Raw genomic sequence first — 21379 nt, 5'->3', positions numbered from 1 at the left:
TAAAAAGCCGCTATTTGCCGTGCAGTAAGCCTCCCACTGATTAAAGTTTCACTTTATGTTAAAATATTTATTAAATTTGATTATGTAGGGGGGCTATTTTGGAAATTATATTCATTTTCATATGTATTATATTAGTAGCTTCTATTTTACAAACAAGTACAGGTTTTGGCTTTTCTATTATGGCAACACCTTTCTTACTCATGTTATTTCTACCACAAGAAGCTATACAAATAAATATCATTTTATCATTAATTATTTCCATATCACTCATTTGGAAAATAAGAATAGATATTGATTTTATACTACTGAAAAGATTAATTTTCGGAAGTATAGTTGGTGTTCCTTTTGGCATTTTCATTTTCACTTCCATTAACATCAACACTTTTAAATTAGCAATTAGCATCCTGCTTTTACTATTAACGTTGATGCTAATATGCAACTTTAAGATTAAATCAACAAAATCTAGAGATTTCTTAGTGGGCGGATTATCCGGTCTTTTAACGACAAGTATCGGTATGCCAGGACCACCCCTGTTACTTTACTTTACAGGAACTGATACGAAAAAAGAGAAATTGAGAGCAACTACTTTAGCTTTTTATCTATTTATATATTTCATTAGCCTACTAACTCAAATACTCTTTACTGGCACAAACAAAACAATTTGGGAATCAAGTTTTTACGCTATTCCAATCGTATTTCTAGGTTTGTATATAGGGCAAATTATTTTCAAATGGCTTAATCAACTAATTTTCAAAATATTTACGTACATCCTTTTAAGTTGCACGGGTATGTATCTTCTTATTGAAAGTTTGCATTTATTATAAGTAAGTTTTTCAAAATACAAAATCATAACTAAAATACTAACCAAACGATAAAAAGCGGCTATTATGCCGCTTTTTATTTTCACATTAAATATTTTAAAACTAGAAGCCCAGCTATCGCTATTACAAACACATTGAAAAAAATCATCCACATATTGTTTTTCAATAGGGGTACTTAATGATTTATGAATAATGTACAAAATTAATTTTCCATATTGATCAATTACTTCTTTCAAAGCATCTTGATCATGTTTTTTCATAGCTATAATTAAATCCTCTTCAGAATTGAAAATCATAAGCCTCTTCCTTCCTCAGTTCCCCTTTAGCAGCTGCTTTTACTTATTATTGGTATTTCATTCTCATTTTCTATCACTTTTGTAAAAAATTATTAATTTTTATTTCTATGTATATGATAACAAACAAAATACCTAAGATCAGAAAGAATAGACAACTTTCTGATCTTAGGTATTTCTCCTTTCAAAAAAGGCAAACCCACATCACAGGTTTGCCTCTTTACTCACTTCTTATTTAATCCTTTTTCACTTAAAAACTCTTTCATATGCATTCTTTTTTCTTTAGACATAAACGAACTCATTGATTCCGTCCATGTTACGCTTTTCTTGTTTGATGATCTTTCTTTGTAATACGAGTTCATCGTTTCATCATATTCATTTAATAATTCATCATATTTCTTTTCATCATATCCATTTTCATGAAGAACTGCTGCTACTGGTAAACGCGGTTTCACTCCATGATTTTCATCTGGTACGCCAACCGTCATTCCGAATACAGGATATACTTTATCCGGTAAATGAAGCAATTCACTCACTTCTCTCGGATTATTACGAATACCACCAATGTAACAAATACCGTATCCTAACGATTCTGCTGCTAACGCTAAGTTTTGCGCAAAAAGTGAAGCATCTACCGTCGCAACGATAAAGTCTTCCACCCCTTCATGCTTTATCTCTGTACCATGTTTTTCACATGCCATTTCAAGTCGTTTTAAATCTGCACAACAAACAAAGAATGCTGCGCAGTCTTTCACATGACGATTTCCAGATAGCTCTGCTAGTTTAGTCTTTAATTCCTGATTTGTTACATATATAACAGAATACGCCTGTACAAAATGTGATGAAGCCGCATGCTGTGCAGCTTGCACCATTTTTTCTACTACATCTTTCGGAATTGATTCTTCTTTATATTTACGAACTGAAACGTGTTGCTCTATCTTATGTATTATCTCATTCATGAAAATCACTCCTTTTTCTCTTCATAATGAAAAATTAACACATCTTTTTCAATATTCACAACTTATAAGCACAAAAAGAGCAATTCTTTTTTGAATTGCTCTTTTTTTAAAACGTCTATGAATACGGTAAATGAAATTATATTAACGGTAATTTAAATGAAATTTTTTCTTGTCTTATTACGCCGTTTTCAAGACTTTAATACCTTTTACGATATTCCAAATGAAGTAGTAAATTCCTACAAGAATGAACACTGCATATGTGATAATCATTCCAATTCCAGCACCGTCAGATTGATTGAAACCTAAACCGTACATTCCTGATACTGCTAGTCCTCCAAATAAGATTGCGTATGGGAAAACATGTGACCAAAATGCTTTTTTCGCGTGATACTTCACTTCATCTTCTGCAACAAAGTACACGATAATTGGTAGTAAAAATGGTGCAAAAAAGATACTAAAGTAACATAACGAAGATAAAATATTATTTCCTTTCATCCGATTCACCTCTAAATAGTTTTTGTTACTTTCATTATGTCAGGAAATCATTCTAGAAACTATCGCTTTACCTTTCACTAACGTGACATATTTGTAAGATTTTCCTCAAATTAAATCCCGTCTGAAGTTTCAGACGGGATCACTTTCACTATATTCGATTCATAAACCAATACTGTGTAATGGCTAAATATTCTCGTACATTCGATGGAATGATGATTGGTTTCGGTGTTTTTGCCGGAAGACCTTCTAATTGTAAACCTTGTTTGGCAGCTATTTTTTTCGCTCTAAACATATGAAAATCGTTTGTTACGATCATACCTTTTTTCATATCGGCTGGAATTAACGGTTTTGAGAATGTAATATTCTCATCTGTACTCGTAGATTTGTCCTCCATTATAATACGGTCTTCTGCGATGTTTTGTTTTATTAGTCCTTGTTTCATTGCTACTGCTTCTGAAATGTCTTCACCTTTTCCTTGTCCTCCAGATACGATAGCGATTGTTTTCTCATGTGATTTTAAATATTCAGCTGCTTTATCAATACGATATTGCAATGAATAAGATGGTTTCGTTCCATTTACTTTCGATCCTAGTACAATTATGTACTCAGCATCGTCACTTGCATTCATATGTCCATGCTTATAAATGTGATATTGTAAAAAACCCGCATATACGGTGCAAATCATTATAACAACTAAAATGCACTTTATTATTTTCTTCTTTCTCATACTCATATACTCCTATTTTCTTTTACTTCCTTCATGATAATATCCATTTATTTGTTTGTATACAGACAAATTCCAATAAACCCTAAATTATCCTCTGAAAGGTAATATTTATATTACTTTCGGGAATAGTAAGTACAACTTTACACCAAGGAGTGTCTCTATTGCTTCTCTTTTTATGTAACGTGTCGTTCTTTTTCATCTTATTTTTACTATCGCTTAAGTTACTCGGTAAATCCGCGTTAGCACAACTAACTCCTCATGATTTTGGGGCTATAATCTTTTTATCTTATTTAGCTTTCCAGGCCATACCCGTCTCTGGTGCTTTACAAGCATTTCTCGGTATGGTTGTTATTACATGTTTACATTTACTCCTTACAAAATTAAGCCTATTCAACAAACTAAATCGTTTTATTCTCGGACACCCTATCATTTTAATTAAACATGGTGATATTATTTTTGAGAACTTACAAAAAAGTAGATATCCCATTGCCGAACTACTTTCTAATCTTCGCGTTGCAGGATATCCGAGTGTTCATGAAATTGAATACGCCATTTTAGAAGCGAACGGAGCTATTAGTATTTTACCAAAAAGAGAACTTGTACCATTAACTCCAAAAGATTTAAACATAGATGTTAAGTATGCTGGATTACCAATTGCACTTATCGTCGATTCACAAATTCAATACGATAACTTAAAGTTAATCCATAAAGATAAAAAATGGTTATATAAAGAATTAAAAGAAAAAGGAATTACAAATATTAAAAACGTTGCTTTCGCTTCTGTTCAAGAAACGGATGGATCTTTTGCGATTAGTTTAAAGGAATAAAAAAATCCCCTTAATTGCTTAAGGGGATTTTCTTCATCATATCGCTTCTTTCTCTCCTGCCATATTTAATGGAACAGGATGTTTCATACGATTCATCGTAAATACGATAATTGCTGTCATTACTTCAGCAACTGGCATAACGAGCCAAATTCCGTTTATCCCAAATAATTTCGGCATAATCCATAACAATGGAATGATAAATAGTAATCCTCGGCTCATTATAATAAGTACTGATTTCTTCGTTTGTCGCACTGATTGGAAGTACTCTCCATACACAATGTTATAACCTAAAAATACGTATTGGATAAAGAATAAACTAATACCTGTTAAGGTTAACTCCAATAATTCGGGAGATTGAACATCAAATAAACCAATGATATATTTCCCGAAGAATAATCCGACAATTATCGCAACGCCTCCGAGGACAACTGCAATTTTCACAGCAAACTTCAATCCTTCACGAAGTCTCTCTGATAAATTTGCCCCGTAATGGAAACTAGCAATTGGTTGCAATGCTGCTCCAACACCGAAGAATAATAGTAATGTCATTGCATGAATACTATTCACCATCGCATAGGAAGCTACTCCTACTTCTCCTGCATATTGAACAAATGCGATATTAAAACCAATCGTTACGATTGCAACTGTGCTTTCTGCTGTAAAACTTGGGAAACCAATCACCATAATTTGTTTGACAGTATCCCATTCAAAATGGAATTTCGTCCATTTTAAAATGCTACTTTTTCTAAAGAAATGAGTTAATAATACAAGGAAACCAATCGCTGCCGAAAGTATAGTCGCTGAAGCAGCACCTGTTACCCCCCATCCAAAGATAAAAATAAAGATATAGTCAAACACTATGTTTAATACAGCCGTTACAACAAGACCTGCCATTGCTAAATTAGGATTTCCATCATTTCGTATAAATGTACTTAAAATATTTTCTAAAACGTATATCATTCCAAATGTTAATAATACGTGTAAATAGTCTAACGCATATGGTAAAATCACTTCATTTGCACCAAATAAGTACGCTAAATCTTCTATTCTCCATAAACAAATAGCCGCTAAAACACCTACGATAACAACTGCTACCGTCATGGATTGAGTAAAAATAGACCTTGCTCTTTCTCGTTTATTTTCACCTAATGCAATGGAATATAACGTTGCCCCGCCCATTCCGATCCATAATGAAATAGAGAAGAAAATCGAAAACGCTGGAATAGCCACGTTTACTCCTGCTAAACCGTTCGCCCCAACTCCTCTACTAATCATAACCGCGTCAATTACAATATTCACTGACATTAAAACCATTCCAAGAACGGCTGGTATTAAATAAGAAATAAATAAACTTTTAACTGGTTTTTCTCTTAATTTTTCTGTTGCTTCCATACTATTATGCTCCTTTTTCAACGCTCTGTTCACAGTTTAAACCTTCAAGTAACTTGAAGGTCAAGAGAGAATTAAAAAAATAGGCAATTTAATTATCGGAATTGATGCAGGCTTGTAATTAATAAAAGTCCTACACTCTATTTTTTCATTACTGGAATTTGAATTTCTGTTACTTGCTCCTCTGGATTTTCCGTTACAGACCAATCAATTAATCCAATCTCAATCGAATCTCCACTTATTTCATATCCTTCTTGATTAATGTATTCCATTAATTTCTTATATGTTTCACCTGTTTCTTCGTATGATCCATGATGATAAGCGCACGCAAACATACCAGCTTTAATTGAATCTGAACTATGTACTTGATAAGGCATATAATCCAAAAGAATAAATACGCTGCTATATGCTTGAAACTCCTTTTGCATGAATGCTTTTTTGGAAATTGTCACACCTATATCTCCTGAAAATAGACTATCATCCATTTGCTTCATATTTTTTTGAAGCGAATGGATATAATAATCAAACATATCATCTGTCGTATTTGGCGCCACTGCAATCGCTGTTATTTTTCTTTTTGGTATTTTTTTAATAAGTATTCGATCGGTTTCCGCTTTCGTCGCCTTCTTTATTAAATGAATTCTATGTTCCATTTTTGCTAAGGCATATTCAATTTCTCTTTGTTTCTTCAGCATCATTTCTTGTTGTTTTTCCAGTAAATTGAGTGCGTATGTTGGATTTCTTTCATCAATATATTTCTTAATTTCCTTTAACGGAATATTTAACTGGCGTAAAAATTTAATCGTATCTAACAGTGAAAATTGATCGATTGTATAATAACGATAATTCGTTTGAGGATCAACAATGGACGGATGAAAAATTCCTTTTTCATCATAATACCTCAATGTAGATTCTGCGATATTATGCATTTTTGCCATTTCTCCAATTGTAAAGCGTTTATTTAATAACATGTTTCCTTCTCCAATTCATTAAAAATATTGCCTTATTTCTTCTTATTATATAGCCATTCCCTTCATACCTAAATCAAATTCCATCATGAAAATCTGCTATTTTTTCATTGATTTTTAATAAATTTTATTATATATTAATTACAGGTTCAAATTACAAGTTCAAAAGAACTTGTAATCAGACCCTTTTGTTTAATGGGTTTTACATATTTTCATTAGGCAAATTCCGAGAAATCGTATGATAAAATTAAAAATGACGAGGAGAGGATCAGATGGAATTCGAATTTTTCTTTCAAATTGCACTTATTTTATTAAGTACAAAGCTTGCTGGTGATCTTAGTGTTAGATTAGGTCAACCTTCTGTACTAGGTAAATTAATTGTCGGTATCGTTATCGGTCCAGCTGTATTAGGTTGGATTGAAAATTCAGAGCTTCTAACTCAATTAAGTAATGTCGGAGTTATTCTTTTAATGTTTATGGCTGGACTTGAAACAGACTTAGAAGAATTAAACGCAAATCGTAATTCTTCTTTAGCAGTTGCACTCGGAGGTATCATTCTTCCATTCGTAGGTGGTTACGTTTCCGGTCTTGTGATGGGAATGGAACAAGGAAACGCTGTATTCTTAGGATTACTTCTATGTGCGACAAGTGTTAGTATTTCCGTACAAACACTTCGTGATTTAGGTAAAATGAAAACACGTGAAAGTACGACGATGCTTGGAGCCGCTGTATTTGATGACATTCTTGTTGTTATTTTATTAGCATTTGCAATGAGCTTCTTAGGTACTGATGATGTTAACTTAACAATGGTTATCTTGAAGAAAGTAGTATTCTTCGCTTCTATTATTTTAATCGGATGGAAAGGTGTTCCTGCGATTATGCGCTGGTTATCACCACTGCGCGTATCTGAGTCTATCGTGAGCGCGGCTCTTATCATCTGTTTCTCATTCGCATATTTCGGCGAATTATTAGGAATTGCTGGTATTATCGGTGCTTTCGCTGCTGGTATTGCAATTTCTCAAACAAACTACAAACATGAAGTAGAAAAGAAAGTAGAACCAATTGCTTACGCTATGTTCGTTCCCGTATTCTTCGTTAGTATCGGTATGAATATTACATTTGACGGTATCGGCAATCAAATTTGGTTCATCTTAGCATTAACTGTTATCGCTGTATTAACGAAATTAATCGGCTGTGGATTCGGTGCTCGAATGACTGGATTTGACGCTAAGTCTTCTGCAATTATCGGTGCTGGAATGGTTTCTCGTGGTGAAGTTGCACTTATCATCGCAGGAACAGGACTTTCTTCAGGTCTATTGGCACAAGATTACTTTACAGCAATCGTTATTGTCGTTATTTTAACTACAATGATTACACCACCAATGTTAAAATACACTTTTGGTGCAAAAGATAAAGCAATGAAAGCAAGTAAATAAATTTACTATAATAAAAGGAGATTGCTATTTTATAAGATAGCAATCTCCTTTTTGTTTTATCTTTAAACAATCCCGTTCTTTTTTAACCATTTTTCAAAAATAATTCGTGCTTCATCATCATCAATATCATTCCCAAATGAATACACCATAATGCCATAATCATCTATATATTTACCTAGCTTCATTCCCCCCACTTTCTTATAAAAATCGTCTGCCTCATAGTGCGGAATATAAGCATCCCAAACTGGTTCATTTATTCTTTTGTACGCCGTCACTTCTAAATCATATCCGTCTTCATAATATCCGATGTGATAATGTTTGTTAGGATCATATTTCTCCATTAAAAGTCCCCTCCTACTAAACAAAAGCGAGCCTTATATTACAGCTCGCTCCTCTCTCTATTTATTAAATACGTTCCATCGCCGTCTTCAACGTTCCAACAACAAAGGCAATTTCTTCACTTGAAATAACAAGAGGCGGTGCTAATGTTAAAACGTTATTATATCCTGCCGTTGTCATACCGTTGCGTCCGATAATTAATCCCTTTTCTTTACAAGCATTTACGACACTTGCTATTTTATCATTATCAATTGGCTCTTTCGTCTCTTTATCATTTACTAATTCAATCCCAACTAATAGACCTTTTCCTCTAATATTCCCAACAAGTGGATGTTCCCCAATTTCATCTTTTAGTTGCTCTAATAAAAGGGAACCCATTTGTGCAGATCGCTCAATTAAATTTTCATTCTCCATAATCTCTAAATTTTTAAGTGCTAATGCACAAGCTGCCGGATTTCCACCAAATGTATTAATATGGCGGAAGAATTCATATTCTCCTTTACCTTTAAAAGCCTCATATATTTCTTTTTTCACAGCTGTTGCAGATAATGGTAAATATGCGCTCGTAATACCTTTGGCCATTGTAATAATATCAGGTTTTACATCATAATTCATAAATCCAAATGCTTTTCCTGTACGCCCGAAACCGCAAATCACTTCATCACTAATAAGCAAGGCACCGTGTTTTTGACACGTCTCATGAACAGCTTTCATATAGTCTTGTGGTGGCATTAATATGCCCCCGCCTGTAATAATAGGTTCCATAATAAAAGCAGCAATTGTTTCACTTAATTCCCACGTCATAACACGATCGACTTCTTTCACACATTCTACATCATAAATATGCTGCCCTTCAATTTCAGGCATACGATAACAATCCGGTGGTGTTACATGTAAAAAACCTGAAGCAAACGGTTCATATTGATATCTACGCTGCGCTTGTCCCGTCGCTGCCATTGTCGCCATTGTATTCCCGTGATACCCGCGATAACGTGACATAAATTTATAACGATGTGGTTCACCTTTTTGAGCATAGTATTGTCTTGCTATTTTAAAAGCTGTTTCGTTCGCTTCTGATCCACTATTTGAGAAGAAAATAACATACTCTCCACCAAGCCACTCGTTTAACTTTTCAGCAAGCTTTATAGCTGGCTCATGTGATTGTGACATTGGAAAATATGATAATGTTTGTAATTGCTTATAAGCCGCTTCTGCAAGCTCTTTTCTTCCATATCCACTATTTACGCACCAAAGGCCACTCATACCATCTAAATATCTTTTTCCTTGTATATCTTCAACCCAGCATCCTTCAGCTTTTGCCCCTACCATTGTGCTATTTGGACTAAAAGGACGCATTCCGTGCCAAACATATTGCTCATCTTTTGCTAATAATTCATCAGTTTGCTTCGTTTTCATCATTACTTCCACCTTCCATAACAACTTATTTTTCACAAAAGCTGCGCTGGTGCCATGATGACTTAAATTTCTCCCTGCTATTTTCATTCCACAAAATTAAGACAAATCCTACTTACAAATCAGTAATATTTACAAGAAAATGACAAAAGAAAAAAGAGCTTTTCTTATCTATCGAAAAGCTCCTCTTTTATTTAATGTGAAGACGCATCACTAATACCGTGACCAGTATTAGATTTCACAAGAATTTCATCAAATTTCGCTGCATCTTCTTTCTTACTAGATAAAACAGTTCCTAAATATGCTGCAAGAAATCCAAGCGGAATTGAAATAATTCCTGGTGTCGTATATGGGAATATCGCTTCCCCAACAAAAATAGCTTTTCCAGCTACAGGGTTCCAAACATTTGGACTCAACGCTACGAGAACAATTGCTGATACGAGCCCTACAATCATACCGGAAATAGCACCCGTTGTATTAAAACGCTTCCAATATATTGTAAATAAAATCACTGGTAGATTTGCACTCGCTGCAACTGCAAATGCTAATGATACTAAAAATGCTACGTTTAATGTTTGGGCAAATAATGCAAGTATGATAGATAATATCGCTACTCCAATAGATGCATACCGAGCCATAGATACTTGCTCTTTTTCCGTTGATTTTCCTTTACGAATGATTTCATTATAAAAATCATGAGCGAATGCTGATGCTGCTGTTAATACAAGACCTGCCACTACAGCCAAAATCGTTGCAAAAGCAATTGCTGATACGAAAGCAAATAAGAAGTCCCCACCTAACGCTTTAGCTAATAAAGGTGCTGCCATATTACCCGCTGGATTCGCTTTAATAATTGCCTCATTTCCTACAAACGCTGCTGCTCCAAACCCTAAGAAAATCGTCATAATATAAAACGCACCAATTAACCACGTCGCATATACGACAGATTGACGTGCAGTTTTTGCATCACGTACTGTAAAAAAGCGGACAAGTATATGTGGTAATCCAGCTGTACCAAGTACTAGTCCTAAATTTAAAGAAAGTGTATCAAGGCCATCCTTATACTTTACACCTGGATTTAAAAATGAATCTTTTAATGGTGTAGCTGTTTTCATTTGGGCAAACATTTCAGTCACGCTGAAGTTGAATTTTGCGAAAACGATAACAGAAATAATAAACGTACCGGCCATAAGTAATACAGCCTTTACAATTTGTACCCAGCTCGTTGCTGTCATACCACCAAAAATAACATACACCGTCATAAGTGTTCCAACGATTAATACAGATGTCGTATATTCAATCCCTAATAATAATTTAATAAGTGCACCCGCGCCAACTAATTGTGCAATCATATAAAAGATAGAAATCGTCATCGTATTAAGAGCTGCAACTCCGCGAACTTTTTTCGCGTCAAAGCGTGCTGCAATCATATCCGCCAAAGTGTACTTTCCTAAATTTCTAAGCGGTTCTGCAACAAGATATAGTACAACTAAATAAGCAACTAAAAAACCGATACTATAAAAGAATCCATCAAACCCAGTTAATGCGATTGCTCCAGCTATACCGAGAAATGAAGCAGCAGACATGTAATCTCCAGCAATGGCCAGACCATTTTGCCAACCAGTTAATCCCCCTCCAGCCGTATAAAATTCACTCGCATTTTTCGTTTTTTTCGATGCAAAATAGGTTATGACGAGCGTACCAAGAACAATAATTAAAAATAGTGCAAATGCAGTAGTATTCAAGTTCAGCCCCTCCCTTTTTGCATATCTTGCAGAATTTTTCGGGAGATTTCATCAAATGATTCTGCTTTTTTGCTATAAATCATACATAGTGCCCATGTCATGATAAATTGGGAAAAAGCAAATACCCACGCCCATGTAACGTCACCAAATGCAGGTGTATTAAGCACATTTGAATACGACGTTAAAATAGGCAGTGCAATAAAAAAACTAAAAAAGAAAATACTCATTGGAACGATAAACTTCTTTTTCGTATTTAATAACAATTGAAATTCTTCCGACTGAACGACCTCTGTATAATTCACTTCATTTTGCAACTTACGTGCTGACGTATCATCTCGTTTCATTAACCGATCCCCTCTCTTACTTGAAATACACTTCCCCCTTGTATACCTAAAGACTAAATTTTACAAATATTCAGAAACTTATACTTATTTTAGACAATCCATACATTCATGCAAAGATTTTTCGATAGACATTTTTCGGCAATTTCTCCTAAATTTTTAATATACTTTTTCAAAATAAAATGACACCTTATTTATTTTTTCCTCATTAAGACAAAAGCAGTGCTTAACGCACCACTTTTGTCTTTTTTTCCTTTTCTAAATTACGAGCTGTTTCGCTTAACTCAACATCTTTTCCGTCTTTAAGTGTTCCAAATATAAAATCGAATACTGGATTTGAAACACCGAACCAAAACTTTTCGTTTTTATAATGGTGTAATATATGTTGTTTTTTTAGCCATCTTCCAAACTTAGTGACGGGACGAATCGGTCTATGGGCAATATAATGTTTCCATTCGTAAACGAGCAGCATGATAATCATTCCGATTCCAAATGAAAGTGTAATAGTAACACTTTTTGTAATACCATATGCTATAAGCAAATAAATAGTAAAACTAGGTATACTAAACCATACAGGTAAAAACAAAAGTTTTAAATCATCTGGATATACGTGGTGATCATAATGTAATCTTCTTAACATTTTTAATAGAAATGTGTTTTTAGGCGGCTTAATATGGAATAAAAAACGATGTGTCATGTATTCATTAAGTGTATAGAAAACAATCCCAAACATACATGCTAACATGCCAAACCACGTGAAAAATTGCATTTTTAAAATAATAATGAAAATAAATAGAATGCTATACATAATAACGATATCATGTTGTAAAAAGAACTCTTTCCCCACTTTCTTCATCTTGTTTCCCCCTTTTCCAAAAAAACAGCCGCAACATATCGTTACGACTATTTCTTTTCTATTCTTATTCTATTCATTTTACAAATTTGCCTGCTGTTCTATTGTCGAGAAAAAATTGTTCGGTCCAAATATATTTTGCTTCGGAATAATATGTTCCACCGCAAACACTGTTACTTCTCCTCTTTGCACTTCTCCAATAATGAGACCAAATATTTCATGATTTACTGCAAACGTCGGTTGCTTTGTTTGTAGCAATCTTGCAGCATTATGAAATACCGCTTCATATAGTGGATTTCTATCAGTAATTTCTCTTCGGACTTTTGGCGCTAACGTAATGATAATTTCTTTTCCGTCAATAGTGGTTCGATACATAAAAATCTCCCCTTCAATCTTATGTGAACAACTGTAAAGCTTTGTATGCAAAATGTATAGAGTACCCTACTAAAATAATACCTGCTCCGGCTGTTATATAGCCAAGCGCTTTTGGTTTTAATAAAGTTCTTCCAAAATGTACAGAAAAAGCAATATTTAAATTCCATAAAATAATACCGGCAATAATGCAAAGACTGTACAAAAAAGCTTCTTGTTTCGTTACCTTCGTAAGTAATGAGCTAAGTGTACTTCCGTATATACCAAACCAAAAAACAAGATTTAATGGATTGGATATCGCAATTAAAAATCCTGCCATAAACGATTGCTTAAGGCCACCTACCTCTTCTTTTTTATATTCCATATTCGAGTGGAAAATTCCTTGTTTTACACTTTGAAATCCTAAATAAAATAACAAGAAAAAACCCGTGCAATACATGAAGGCTTGTACATATGTATACATAAACACAGAAGATAAACCGAAATAAATGAGTAACATAAATAAAACATCTGCAGTCATTCCACCAATTCCAACAACCCAAGCATGCCAAAACCCACGTTCAATTCCTCGTTTTAACATTTCAATATTAATCGGCCCTACTGGTGCAGCTAATGAAATACCTAATACGATTTGCTGTATAATTGCTCCAAACATCGCTCTATCCTTTCTACTCTCTTTATTACTAGTTAATGATATAATTTGAAAAAATAGACTAGCTTTCGTAATAAAATACCCTTTTTTATCCAAAATATACAAAAGAGCCATCCAGATGATGGCTCTTATTTTTCTATCCTATGAAGAAAAGGACATTTCCCTTTTATTAGCTCTACATCGTCTCCTATGAAATATTGTTTCCATTCACGATGCTCTGGGTCACCGTAATGACTAATGTTAGGATGTTTCGGCAATTGATCCCACTTTTCAACTCGCTCACGGACCATTTGTCTTGAATATGCTCCTTTAGGACGATCTCCCTCTAATCCATCAAAAATAGTGCGTGGCTGAAACCCAATAACGAGAGAATTCCCTAAATGTCTAGTTTTTCGTTGTTTATAAGCTGGCGCATTTCCAAATGCAAATATTGGCTCACCACCAAATGAAAATTCCCATAAATAATGATCTGGATCTTCAGGAATTTGCTTTGGCCATGCTTGATTATCGTTTTCATGTAAATACTGTAGCACTTTCCAAAAGGAATCACGGTAATATTCGAGTGATTGTTCTTCACATTCCGGTTCTACAAAAAGGAAAAAGCCCCTTCTTACAATCGGCCTCTCTTTCATTAACTCTAAAAAAGATAACATTGTATGTGGCAAATGACTCCAATCATTATGAGAAAGAAATGAATAGCGAAGTTCATTCTTTTTCAAAGCTGTTAAACCGAAATAACATGGAAAAGTTGGTTCTAACACGACACTTGAAAAAATCTCAAATTCTTTTGCAACCCAATCCGGTATGTCGGTTCTCGTTCTCATTTCTTCATTATCTAATAAGTAAGACTTATTCATTCTTTCACCTCATTATGTATAGCATTCAATTAAGAATATTACATACTCGGCCTGTCCTATACCTATTTAAAAATTCGACTGAAAAATTATTTAAAAATACAAAAAATAAAATCGCTTACTTGACTAAATTCTCCCAATTCGTGTATATTTAAATTAATCATTTAGCAGAATATTCAAGAATATAGCATTTTTAGTTTATATTATTTTTCAAATGAATTTCACTAAATGAAAATAGTAAACGCTTTTAGGAGGAATTATAACATGCAAGGAAAAGTAAAATGGTTTAACAACGAAAAAGGTTTTGGATTTATCGAAATGGAAGGCGCTGACGATGTATTCGTACATTTCTCTGCTATTCAAGGAGATGGCTACAAAGCTTTAGAAGAAGGTCAAGAAGTATCTTTCGACATTACTGAAGGTAACCGTGGACCTCAAGCTGCTAACGTAGTAAAACTTTAATCCAACATATAACAGGAGGTTACCTTACTTGGTAACCTCCTTTATTATTCCTTTGTATATTTCCGTTTTACAGAGCAAAAACTATGTGAAATGCGCAATATACAAAGGAGGCAGTAACAATGGGATCAGAAGTAAATGATTTTGAAGAAGTAAAATTCCGTGTAGAAACAGCACAAAAGATGGTAGGTTCTGCAACAATTTCAATGGATCCAGACACATTAGAGCATGCCACTACTGCAGTAGAAGCAGCTCGCTCACAGCTTGAAATTATGAAATCTGTTGCAGTAGATTTAGATGAACCATTTTTAATGAACGAGGAAAAGAAACTAAGCAAATGCGAGCAGCAATTAAACGAAGCAAAGCACTAAAAAACATCCAGAGAATTTTCTCTGGATGTTTTTTTATGACAACTGTTCTCCATACTTTTTCAATGTTTCTCCAACTGTACATTGTCTTATACAAAATGAATGAGCATAATACTTACTATTTGTCTTTCGATTATGTTCTCGCAAGAAACATCCTTCACAGTATGTTTCTAATAAGTCATTTACCTCTGTAATGAGTTGCTTTTTATCCACCTTTGCACCTCTCTATTCGGTTATTTCTTTATGACTATCAATGACTGTCCCTTCTAATGCTTGCGTTGCTAATTGATGTGCTTCTTTATTTTGTTTTCTAGATATCGGTTCACATACAAGTTTTAATTTCATTTGCTTCGCCTTTTGTTCAATTTGATCTAAATAATGGTTTAAATGCTCATCATAACAAGGCCATTCTCCGGCTAATTGCTGCAATACAACTTGAGAATCGCCGCGAAGTGTAACTGCTTCATATTTAATCCCTAATTCCTCGAGTATATTCATACCGTATAATAGTGATGCATACTCCGCTTCATTATTATCATCTATACCTTCTATATATGCATTGCGGCGAATGCGGTAGTTTGTATTTCCTTTTTTATAATACACACATATACCAACGCCAGCTTCTTTCGTTTGCACATCATACCCCCCATCAAAATAAACGAGTATTTCTTGGGGCTCTTCCTCTACTTGCTTACTTAACTTTTTCATCTCTTTTAATGACCATTCTGCGTCCATTTCATCATAAAATGAAAATTCTTTTACTCTTCCTGTTTTCTCAAAATCCTCTGCAAATTGAAGTACTTCTTCTATGTTCATATACTCTGTTGTTAATTCCGTCTGCAATCCACGCTTCGTTTTATACAACCAATGAATTTTATATTTCATACTACATTCCCCTTATGTAAGACTTCTTATATATATCCGGCTAATTGAAGCCTCACTTTATTTTATTATATTTTATCTAGAGTCACAGCATTATATTCAATATGATTACATACAAAAAGAGCTATCCCTATAGGAATAGCTCTTTCATCTATTACATAAATCTTTCAAATTGTACTCGCTTATTAATCCAGTACATTACAGGCATACCGATCGCCATGACAACAAATTCACCAATTGCACAAGTTAACCAAGACAACATAAATGGTAAACCCAATGCAAGATGAAGTTCAATTGCAATCATAAACATTGTAATTGTAAAGATAACTGTATTAAAAATCATACGAGCCCAAACACCTTTAATAAATCGCATAGAAATAATCGTTGCAACTAGCGCAAGAATAGATTGCCCTACTCCAAATACTAAATCGTAAGCGATCATAGGTGAGAAAAAGAGATTCGTTAAAAATACACCTAATACAATTCCGTAAATTGCTTTCTTGTTAAATACAACGAGATGATTAAACATCTCTGAAATACGAAATTGTACATTCGTAAAGCCAAATGGCTGAATAAGCATAGAAACAGCAATATATAATGCCGCTAAAATACCATTACCGACTAAAGTTCTAATATTCATGACAAAATCTCCTTAGTTTTTTTACGTGGGATGGTTTCGAACCACGTTATTCGTTTTTTAAGCAACAAGATTATATTTTACGTGGTAGCCCCTCTTTCGTCAATAGATTCCTATCATAAACTACCTTTTTCCTTTTAGACAACGTATAATGAAACATATGAAAGATTTAGGAGGTTTCACTTCATGACAGCAACAATTCAAAATGAAAAAGTGATCGTTTCCATTTCTGACAAAGGTGCAGAATTACAGAGCGTTCGCTTAAAAGAAGACAACACAGAATATTTATGGCAAGGTGATTCTACTTATTGGGGACGCCGTGCACCAATTTTGTTCCCAATTGTCGGCCGATTAGTAGATAATACATACTACGTAGACGGTAAACCATATTCATTAACACAACACGGTTTCGCTCGTGATCTTACTTTCTCTGTGAAAGAACAAAGCGAAACAAAAATCACTTATATCGTTACTAGTAATGAAGAAACATTAAAAAAATACCCATACGAATTCGAACTACTCGTTTCTTATGAGCTAGATGGACAAATCGTTCATGTAACATATGAAGTAAACAATCCTACTTCAAAAGAGATGTTCTTCTCAATCGGAGCACATCCTGGCTTCAACTTCCCTTTATTGGACGGTGAATCATTTACAGATTATCATTTATCGTTTAATGGTTCGGAACGCTTAGAAACAAGCGTATTAGAAGGACCTTATCTTTCAAACAAAAAGCAATTAATCGCTGAAAATACAACTGAATTGCCACTTACATATGATTTATTTAAAAATGATGCGCTTATTTTTGAAAATATGAATACGAATGAAATTTCGATTCGTTCTCATAAACATAATAAATTTGTAAAAGTAGAATTTGATGGCTTCCCATTTGTCGGCGTATGGACACCAGGGAATAACGCACCTTTCTTATGTATTGAACCTTGGTATGGAATCGCTGATGAAATAAATCCAGCAAAAGATTTCAAGGACAAAAAGGGAATTCAATCTTTACAAGCGAATGAAACATTTACATGTCGTTATAGCATCACAATCGGATAACTACTCTATCCCCTACTTCAAAAAGCATTTAAGTAGGGGATAATCTTATAATTTGGAGGTTTCTCATTTTGATTGAAGTATATATTGATGGTGCATCAAAAGGAAATCCTGGTCCTTCTGGTGCAGGAGTGTTTATTAAAGGCGTTCAGCCACCTGTACAATTATCATTACCACTTGGAACAATGTCCAATCATGAAGCAGAATACCGCGCTTTACTTCTAGCATTAAAATATTGCATCGAGCATAATTATAGCACTGTCTCTTTTCGTACAGATTCCCAGCTTGTCGAACGGGCTGTTGAAAAGGAATACGCAAAAAATAAAATATTTGCACCTCTTTTAGATGAAGCACTGCAGTACATAAAAAACTTCGATCTCTTTTTTATTAAGTGGATTCCAAGTAGTCAAAATAAAGTAGCTGATGAATTAGCTAGAAAAGCTATATTACAAAATTAACGGGGGTATGAGTGTGAAAAAAGAGTGGATTGCTCCTCTTGCTTTATTATTTGTCTCTTTTATTTGGGGAGCTACGTTTGTTGTCGTTCAAAACGCTATGTCTTTCGTTGGTCCATTTACGTTTAATGGTATTCGCTTTTTATTCGCTGGAATTATTTTATTATTCGTTCAAATTATTTTCTCACAAAAAACTTCAAAACAAGATATAAAACATAGTAGCACGGCAGGGATAATCGTTGGTTTTTTCTTATTTGTCGGTTATTTATTGCAAACATTTGGCTTACTCTATACAACATCTTCAAAAGCAGGTTTCTTAACTGGGCTAAGCATTGTTATGGTCCCAATCTTATCATTTATCTTTTTAAAACAAAAAGCTACCATTTTCATCGTACTTGGTATTGCTGTAGCTACAACGGGTTTATACTTATTAACAGCTGCTGATTCTTTTCAATTAAACATTGGAGACATACTCGTTCTCGGTTGTGCAGTCGCTTTCGCTGCCCATATTCTTGTTAACGGCTTCTTCTCTAAGAAAATATCACCTTTATTGTTAAGCACGTCGCAAGTATTAGCTGTCGGTATATTTTCTTCTATTTGCGCCTTTTTGTTTGAAGATTGGGAAAAAATATTTTCAGTAGTACTATGGACGAATTCTTCCTTTTTATTCGCTCTATTTTTAACTTCCCTATTTGCGACATCCATTGCTTTTTTCATTCAAACATCAGCACAAAAACATACGTCTCCAACGAGAGTAGCAATCATTTTCGCCATGGAACCCGTTTTTGCTGCCTTAACAGGCGTTCTCGTTGCAAACGAACAACTTTCTATTTCTGCTATTATCGGATGCCTCTGTATATTCCTAGGCATGATTTTTGTTGAATTACCTTCCAAAACAAAAAAAGAAGCGCAGGCTGCGTGAAGTTACGCTTGTAACTTCCGCATAAAAGCCTTAGCGCTTTTTTTATCTGTAATTTCTTCCTCTTTCAATCGTTCTAATAACGCAACGAAATAACTACCATCAAACTGTAATTGATGTTTAATTGTCGCTTCTATTGCTGCGTTCACAATCCCATCAGACGCACCAGTATATCCTTGTCCGAACATAATAAACCCTTGCGCTTCCTCTGATAATTTAAATCCTTTCGTATGTAAGAATGAAAGATAATCTTCTACTGTTTGCATGTTATTCCCACCTACTCAAAAATTCTCCATCTCCTATGATACATGTTTTTACACGCTATGAGAATGAAATTTCTTTGACAACTTTGTAAATCAATCTTCTACTTCGCTTACAATGGAGGATTTTCTAACAATCTGAAGGAATATGTAAAGTGGAACTTATTTCATATTAAAGGGGAGACACGATGAAACAAGCACTATTAATTATCGACGCTCAACAAGAATTAATTGATGGAAATGAGCAAGAAAATGAAGTTTTTCGTAAAACCGAGCTATTATCTACACTAAATATAGCACTGCAGAAAGCAATAGATTCAAATGCTCTTATTGTTTTCGTAAGAGATATCGATGTTGCTTCTGGTAGTGGCGAAGGATTTGAAGTACATAATCAAATTCAAGTACCCCAGTCTGCAATCCTTATTAATAAAGCAGCAACCAATTCATTCTACGGCACTTCTTTACTTGAACTTTTAAAAGAAGAAAACATTAATCATATTGTTATAGGCGGATGTAAAACAGAACATTGTATCGACACTGCCGTTAGAACAGCAACTGTACAAGGATTTGACGTTACATTAATTAAAAACGGGCATTCAACAACTGATTCTAACGTATTGTCTGCAGAACAAATTATTGGTCATCACAATAAAACTTTACACGGTCATTATAACGTTGATAATTTTTCTATGGTGAGAGATATCGAGGAAGACCTCTTTCAGCCAACTCATGACCAATATCGTGATTAAATTGGATAAAGTGAAACTTTAATCAGTGGTGGTTTGTTGATCCCCCACCTAACTTCTTTGCTTCCGCTGAATTTTTTGGGTGGGAGTCTTACTGCCCGGCAAATTTTTGGATAAAAAAAGAATCCTTCATTTAAAAGGATTCTTTTTTATCCAAAAATTTGTGCTGCAATACTATATAGTTCACCATTTCTTTTTAATAACCGATTACTATTTTTCATCATAATTGGTGGTGTATTCACCTTTTTAAAACCAGCAATCTCTAATTCTTTCATAAAATCGTTCTTTCCTTCTGGTACATCCATTCTTAATTTTCCATTATGCCCTCTTGCTAAATCATGTACTATTCTCATTGCCATCGCATTATTTTTAGCAACGACTGGTCCTATTATTTTATTTTCTGGCGTTTGTATACTCAAACCATATCCTAGTACATTTTGCTCCTTATCTTTCACAACATTGCATTGTTCACTTTGCATAATCCTTTTCTTTAAAAACACCTTTCGATTTGTTCCAAACGCATTTTCATCTATTTTTATTATTTTTTCTAAATCACACTCTTCATACTTCACCATATAATCTTCATTTCCTACACAATAATCATTCACATTGTACGAGTTACATATGTATTTAGAAACATAGCTTACTACTCTAAATCCTAATTTTTCATATAGAGGCTTTCCCTCATCCGTAGCAATAAGCATAATTGGAGTTTGAGCTGATACGCTACTCATGCATGAATTCGTTATCACCTTTCCAATTCCTCTTCCCTTATAATTTGGATGTACAATTACCATTCCGATAGATGCCAACGCCTCCCCGTATAATATTATTGCTGCGCTAGCAATAAGTTCCTTTCGCTCATTCCATACGCCGTATACAATACCTGAGTTAAAAACTGTATCAATTTCTTCTCTGTTATAATCCCTGCCAATATAAGAAGATAATGCTACAATATCGCCTATTTGTTCTTTCCTAAGACGCTCCACCCTAATTTCCAATTCAATCATACTCCATCCCCTTATCTAGACATTTAAATCATTATTACTAAATCAACTTGTACATGTTTCCATTCATTTGTCACATACATATGTTATTTTGACCAAGACTATA

27 protein-coding genes and 1 riboswitch are annotated in these 21379 nt (G+C 34.1%); of the genes, 9 read left to right on the top strand and 18 right to left on the bottom strand.

Features of this window, described 5'->3' with window-relative positions; translation table 11 throughout:
* Positions 1 to 98: 98 nt before the first annotated feature.
* Positions 99 to 824: a sulfite exporter TauE/SafE family protein gene (locus BUA87_RS26050; protein ID WP_071714510.1), complete on the top strand. Its 726-nt coding sequence runs from the start codon at positions 99 to 101 to the stop codon at positions 822 to 824.
* A 514-nt stretch (positions 825 to 1338) separates the two neighbouring features.
* Here the strand turns inward: BUA87_RS26050 and nfsA are convergent.
* The 3 genes from nfsA to BUA87_RS26030 all read right to left on the bottom strand — a co-directional run bounded on the left by nfsA (position 1339) and on the right by BUA87_RS26030 (position 3295).
* Positions 1339 to 2073: an oxygen-insensitive NADPH nitroreductase gene (gene nfsA, locus BUA87_RS26040; protein WP_071714511.1), complete on the bottom strand. Its 735-nt coding sequence runs from the start codon at positions 2071 to 2073 to the stop codon at positions 1339 to 1341.
* Between the two features lie 177 nt (positions 2074 to 2250).
* Positions 2251 to 2568 (bottom strand): magnetosome magnetite crystal formation protein family, encoded by a 318-nt coding sequence (locus BUA87_RS26035; RefSeq protein WP_000678056.1) that lies wholly within the window; start codon positions 2566 to 2568, stop codon positions 2251 to 2253.
* Positions 2569 to 2716: 148 nt separating this feature from the next.
* A complete protein-coding gene (locus tag BUA87_RS26030) occupies positions 2717 to 3295 on the bottom strand; it encodes a YdcF family protein (protein WP_071714512.1) in 579 nt (192 codons plus the stop codon).
* Positions 3296 to 3456: 161 nt separating this feature from the next.
* Here BUA87_RS26030 and BUA87_RS26025 point away from each other — a divergent pair, with 161 nt between their 5' ends.
* A complete protein-coding gene (locus BUA87_RS26025) occupies positions 3457 to 4122 on the top strand; it encodes a DUF421 domain-containing protein (RefSeq protein ID WP_071714513.1) in 666 nt (221 codons plus the stop codon).
* A gap of 36 nt (positions 4123 to 4158) precedes the next feature.
* On the opposite strand, the gene BUA87_RS26020 is transcribed toward BUA87_RS26025, so the two are convergent.
* The gene (locus BUA87_RS26020) at positions 4159 to 5514 is read right to left on the bottom strand and encodes an MATE family efflux transporter (protein WP_000388405.1); all 1356 of its coding nucleotides are present in this window, start codon (positions 5512 to 5514) and stop codon (positions 4159 to 4161) included.
* A gap of 137 nt (positions 5515 to 5651) precedes the next feature.
* Positions 5652 to 6482, bottom strand: coding sequence for a MerR family transcriptional regulator (locus tag BUA87_RS26015; RefSeq protein WP_000925941.1), 831 nt, complete (start codon positions 6480 to 6482; stop codon positions 5652 to 5654).
* 269 nt (positions 6483 to 6751) lie between these two features.
* On the opposite strand from BUA87_RS26015, the gene BUA87_RS26010 reads away from it, so the two are divergent.
* Positions 6752 to 7915, top strand: coding sequence for a cation:proton antiporter (locus tag BUA87_RS26010; RefSeq protein WP_000393901.1), 1164 nt, complete (start codon positions 6752 to 6754; stop codon positions 7913 to 7915).
* Between the two features lie 62 nt (positions 7916 to 7977).
* On the opposite strand, the gene BUA87_RS26005 is transcribed toward BUA87_RS26010, so the two are convergent.
* The 8 genes from BUA87_RS26005 to BUA87_RS25970 all read right to left on the bottom strand — a co-directional run bounded on the left by BUA87_RS26005 (position 7978) and on the right by BUA87_RS25970 (position 14487).
* The gene (locus tag BUA87_RS26005; RefSeq protein WP_071714515.1) at positions 7978 to 8256 is read right to left on the bottom strand and encodes a DUF3986 family protein; all 279 of its coding nucleotides are present in this window, start codon (positions 8254 to 8256) and stop codon (positions 7978 to 7980) included.
* 64 nt (positions 8257 to 8320) lie between these two features.
* The gene (locus BUA87_RS26000) at positions 8321 to 9670 is read right to left on the bottom strand and encodes an aspartate aminotransferase family protein (protein WP_000850962.1); all 1350 of its coding nucleotides are present in this window, start codon (positions 9668 to 9670) and stop codon (positions 8321 to 8323) included.
* A gap of 191 nt (positions 9671 to 9861) precedes the next feature.
* A complete protein-coding gene (locus BUA87_RS25995; RefSeq protein ID WP_001098235.1) occupies positions 9862 to 11412 on the bottom strand; it encodes a solute symporter family protein in 1551 nt (516 codons plus the stop codon).
* 2 nt (positions 11413 to 11414) lie between these two features.
* Entirely contained in the window at positions 11415 to 11756 is a 342-nt protein-coding gene (locus BUA87_RS25990; protein WP_071714516.1) for a DUF485 domain-containing protein, read from the bottom strand.
* A 223-nt stretch (positions 11757 to 11979) separates the two neighbouring features.
* The gene (locus tag BUA87_RS25985; protein WP_000755397.1) at positions 11980 to 12609 is read right to left on the bottom strand and encodes a sterol desaturase family protein; all 630 of its coding nucleotides are present in this window, start codon (positions 12607 to 12609) and stop codon (positions 11980 to 11982) included.
* A 78-nt stretch (positions 12610 to 12687) separates the two neighbouring features.
* Positions 12688 to 12981 (bottom strand): hypothetical protein, encoded by a 294-nt coding sequence (locus tag BUA87_RS25980; protein WP_016082208.1) that lies wholly within the window; start codon positions 12979 to 12981, stop codon positions 12688 to 12690.
* A 19-nt stretch (positions 12982 to 13000) separates the two neighbouring features.
* Complete coding sequence (locus BUA87_RS25975; RefSeq protein ID WP_016513073.1) at positions 13001 to 13744, bottom strand: LysE family transporter; 744 nt, start codon at positions 13742 to 13744, stop codon at positions 13001 to 13003.
* 14 nt (positions 13745 to 13758) lie between these two features.
* Positions 13759 to 14487, bottom strand: coding sequence for a YqcI/YcgG family protein (locus tag BUA87_RS25970; protein WP_001043750.1), 729 nt, complete (start codon positions 14485 to 14487; stop codon positions 13759 to 13761).
* Between the two features lie 261 nt (positions 14488 to 14748).
* Between BUA87_RS25970 and cspB the strand changes: the two genes are divergently transcribed.
* Both cspB and BUA87_RS25960 read left to right on the top strand, forming a co-directional pair.
* Positions 14749 to 14946: a cold shock-like protein CspB gene (gene cspB / locus BUA87_RS25965; RefSeq protein WP_001161731.1), complete on the top strand. Its 198-nt coding sequence runs from the start codon at positions 14749 to 14751 to the stop codon at positions 14944 to 14946.
* Positions 14947 to 15065: 119 nt separating this feature from the next.
* Positions 15066 to 15314, top strand: a complete 249-nt coding sequence (locus tag BUA87_RS25960; RefSeq protein WP_000534400.1) for a DUF2564 family protein — start codon at positions 15066 to 15068, stop codon at positions 15312 to 15314.
* 33 nt (positions 15315 to 15347) lie between these two features.
* On the opposite strand, the gene BUA87_RS25955 is transcribed toward BUA87_RS25960, so the two are convergent.
* The 3 genes from BUA87_RS25955 to BUA87_RS25945 form a co-directional block, all read right to left on the bottom strand.
* Entirely contained in the window at positions 15348 to 15524 is a 177-nt protein-coding gene (locus tag BUA87_RS25955) for a zinc-finger domain-containing protein (protein WP_000358801.1), read from the bottom strand.
* Between the two features lie 12 nt (positions 15525 to 15536).
* Complete coding sequence (locus tag BUA87_RS25950) at positions 15537 to 16196, bottom strand: ribonuclease H family protein (protein WP_071714518.1); 660 nt, start codon at positions 16194 to 16196, stop codon at positions 15537 to 15539.
* A gap of 151 nt (positions 16197 to 16347) precedes the next feature.
* The gene (locus tag BUA87_RS25945) at positions 16348 to 16833 is read right to left on the bottom strand and encodes a QueT transporter family protein (protein WP_001026474.1); all 486 of its coding nucleotides are present in this window, start codon (positions 16831 to 16833) and stop codon (positions 16348 to 16350) included.
* Between the two features lie 6 nt (positions 16834 to 16839).
* Positions 16840 to 16884, bottom strand: a riboswitch (PreQ1 riboswitch).
* Positions 16885 to 17016: 132 nt separating this feature from the next.
* Between BUA87_RS25945 and BUA87_RS25940 the strand changes: the two genes are divergently transcribed.
* The 3 genes from BUA87_RS25940 (at position 17017) to BUA87_RS25930 (ending at position 19263) form a co-directional block, all read left to right on the top strand.
* On the top strand, positions 17017 to 17889 hold the full coding sequence (locus BUA87_RS25940) for an aldose 1-epimerase family protein (RefSeq protein ID WP_071714519.1): 873 nt from the start codon (positions 17017 to 17019) through the stop codon (positions 17887 to 17889).
* A 68-nt stretch (positions 17890 to 17957) separates the two neighbouring features.
* The gene (locus BUA87_RS25935) at positions 17958 to 18344 is read left to right on the top strand and encodes a reverse transcriptase-like protein (protein WP_000573877.1); all 387 of its coding nucleotides are present in this window, start codon (positions 17958 to 17960) and stop codon (positions 18342 to 18344) included.
* Between the two features lie 13 nt (positions 18345 to 18357).
* A complete protein-coding gene (locus tag BUA87_RS25930; RefSeq protein ID WP_071714520.1) occupies positions 18358 to 19263 on the top strand; it encodes a DMT family transporter in 906 nt (301 codons plus the stop codon).
* A gap of 2 nt (positions 19264 to 19265) precedes the next feature.
* Here BUA87_RS25930 and BUA87_RS25925 read toward each other — a convergent pair whose 3' ends face one another.
* Positions 19266 to 19526 (bottom strand): DUF6123 family protein, encoded by a 261-nt coding sequence (locus BUA87_RS25925; RefSeq protein WP_001195212.1) that lies wholly within the window; start codon positions 19524 to 19526, stop codon positions 19266 to 19268.
* Between the two features lie 182 nt (positions 19527 to 19708).
* Here BUA87_RS25925 and BUA87_RS25920 point away from each other — a divergent pair, with 182 nt between their 5' ends.
* Positions 19709 to 20269 (top strand): cysteine hydrolase family protein, encoded by a 561-nt coding sequence (locus BUA87_RS25920; RefSeq protein ID WP_000806323.1) that lies wholly within the window; start codon positions 19709 to 19711, stop codon positions 20267 to 20269.
* Between the two features lie 146 nt (positions 20270 to 20415).
* On the opposite strand, the gene BUA87_RS25915 is transcribed toward BUA87_RS25920, so the two are convergent.
* Positions 20416 to 21276 carry a GNAT family N-acetyltransferase gene (locus tag BUA87_RS25915; RefSeq protein WP_071714521.1) on the bottom strand — a complete coding sequence of 287 codons (861 nt, stop codon included), beginning with the start codon at positions 21274 to 21276 and terminating at the stop codon, positions 20416 to 20418.
* Positions 21277 to 21379 lie beyond the last annotated feature (103 nt).

Source organism: Bacillus sp. bc15 (assembly GCF_900142585.1).
GTDB lineage: Bacteria > Bacillota > Bacilli > Bacillales > Bacillaceae_G > Bacillus_A > Bacillus_A cereus.
The sequence above is the reverse complement of the archived record's forward strand: the minus strand, read 5'-3'. Positions and strand labels throughout refer to the sequence as shown.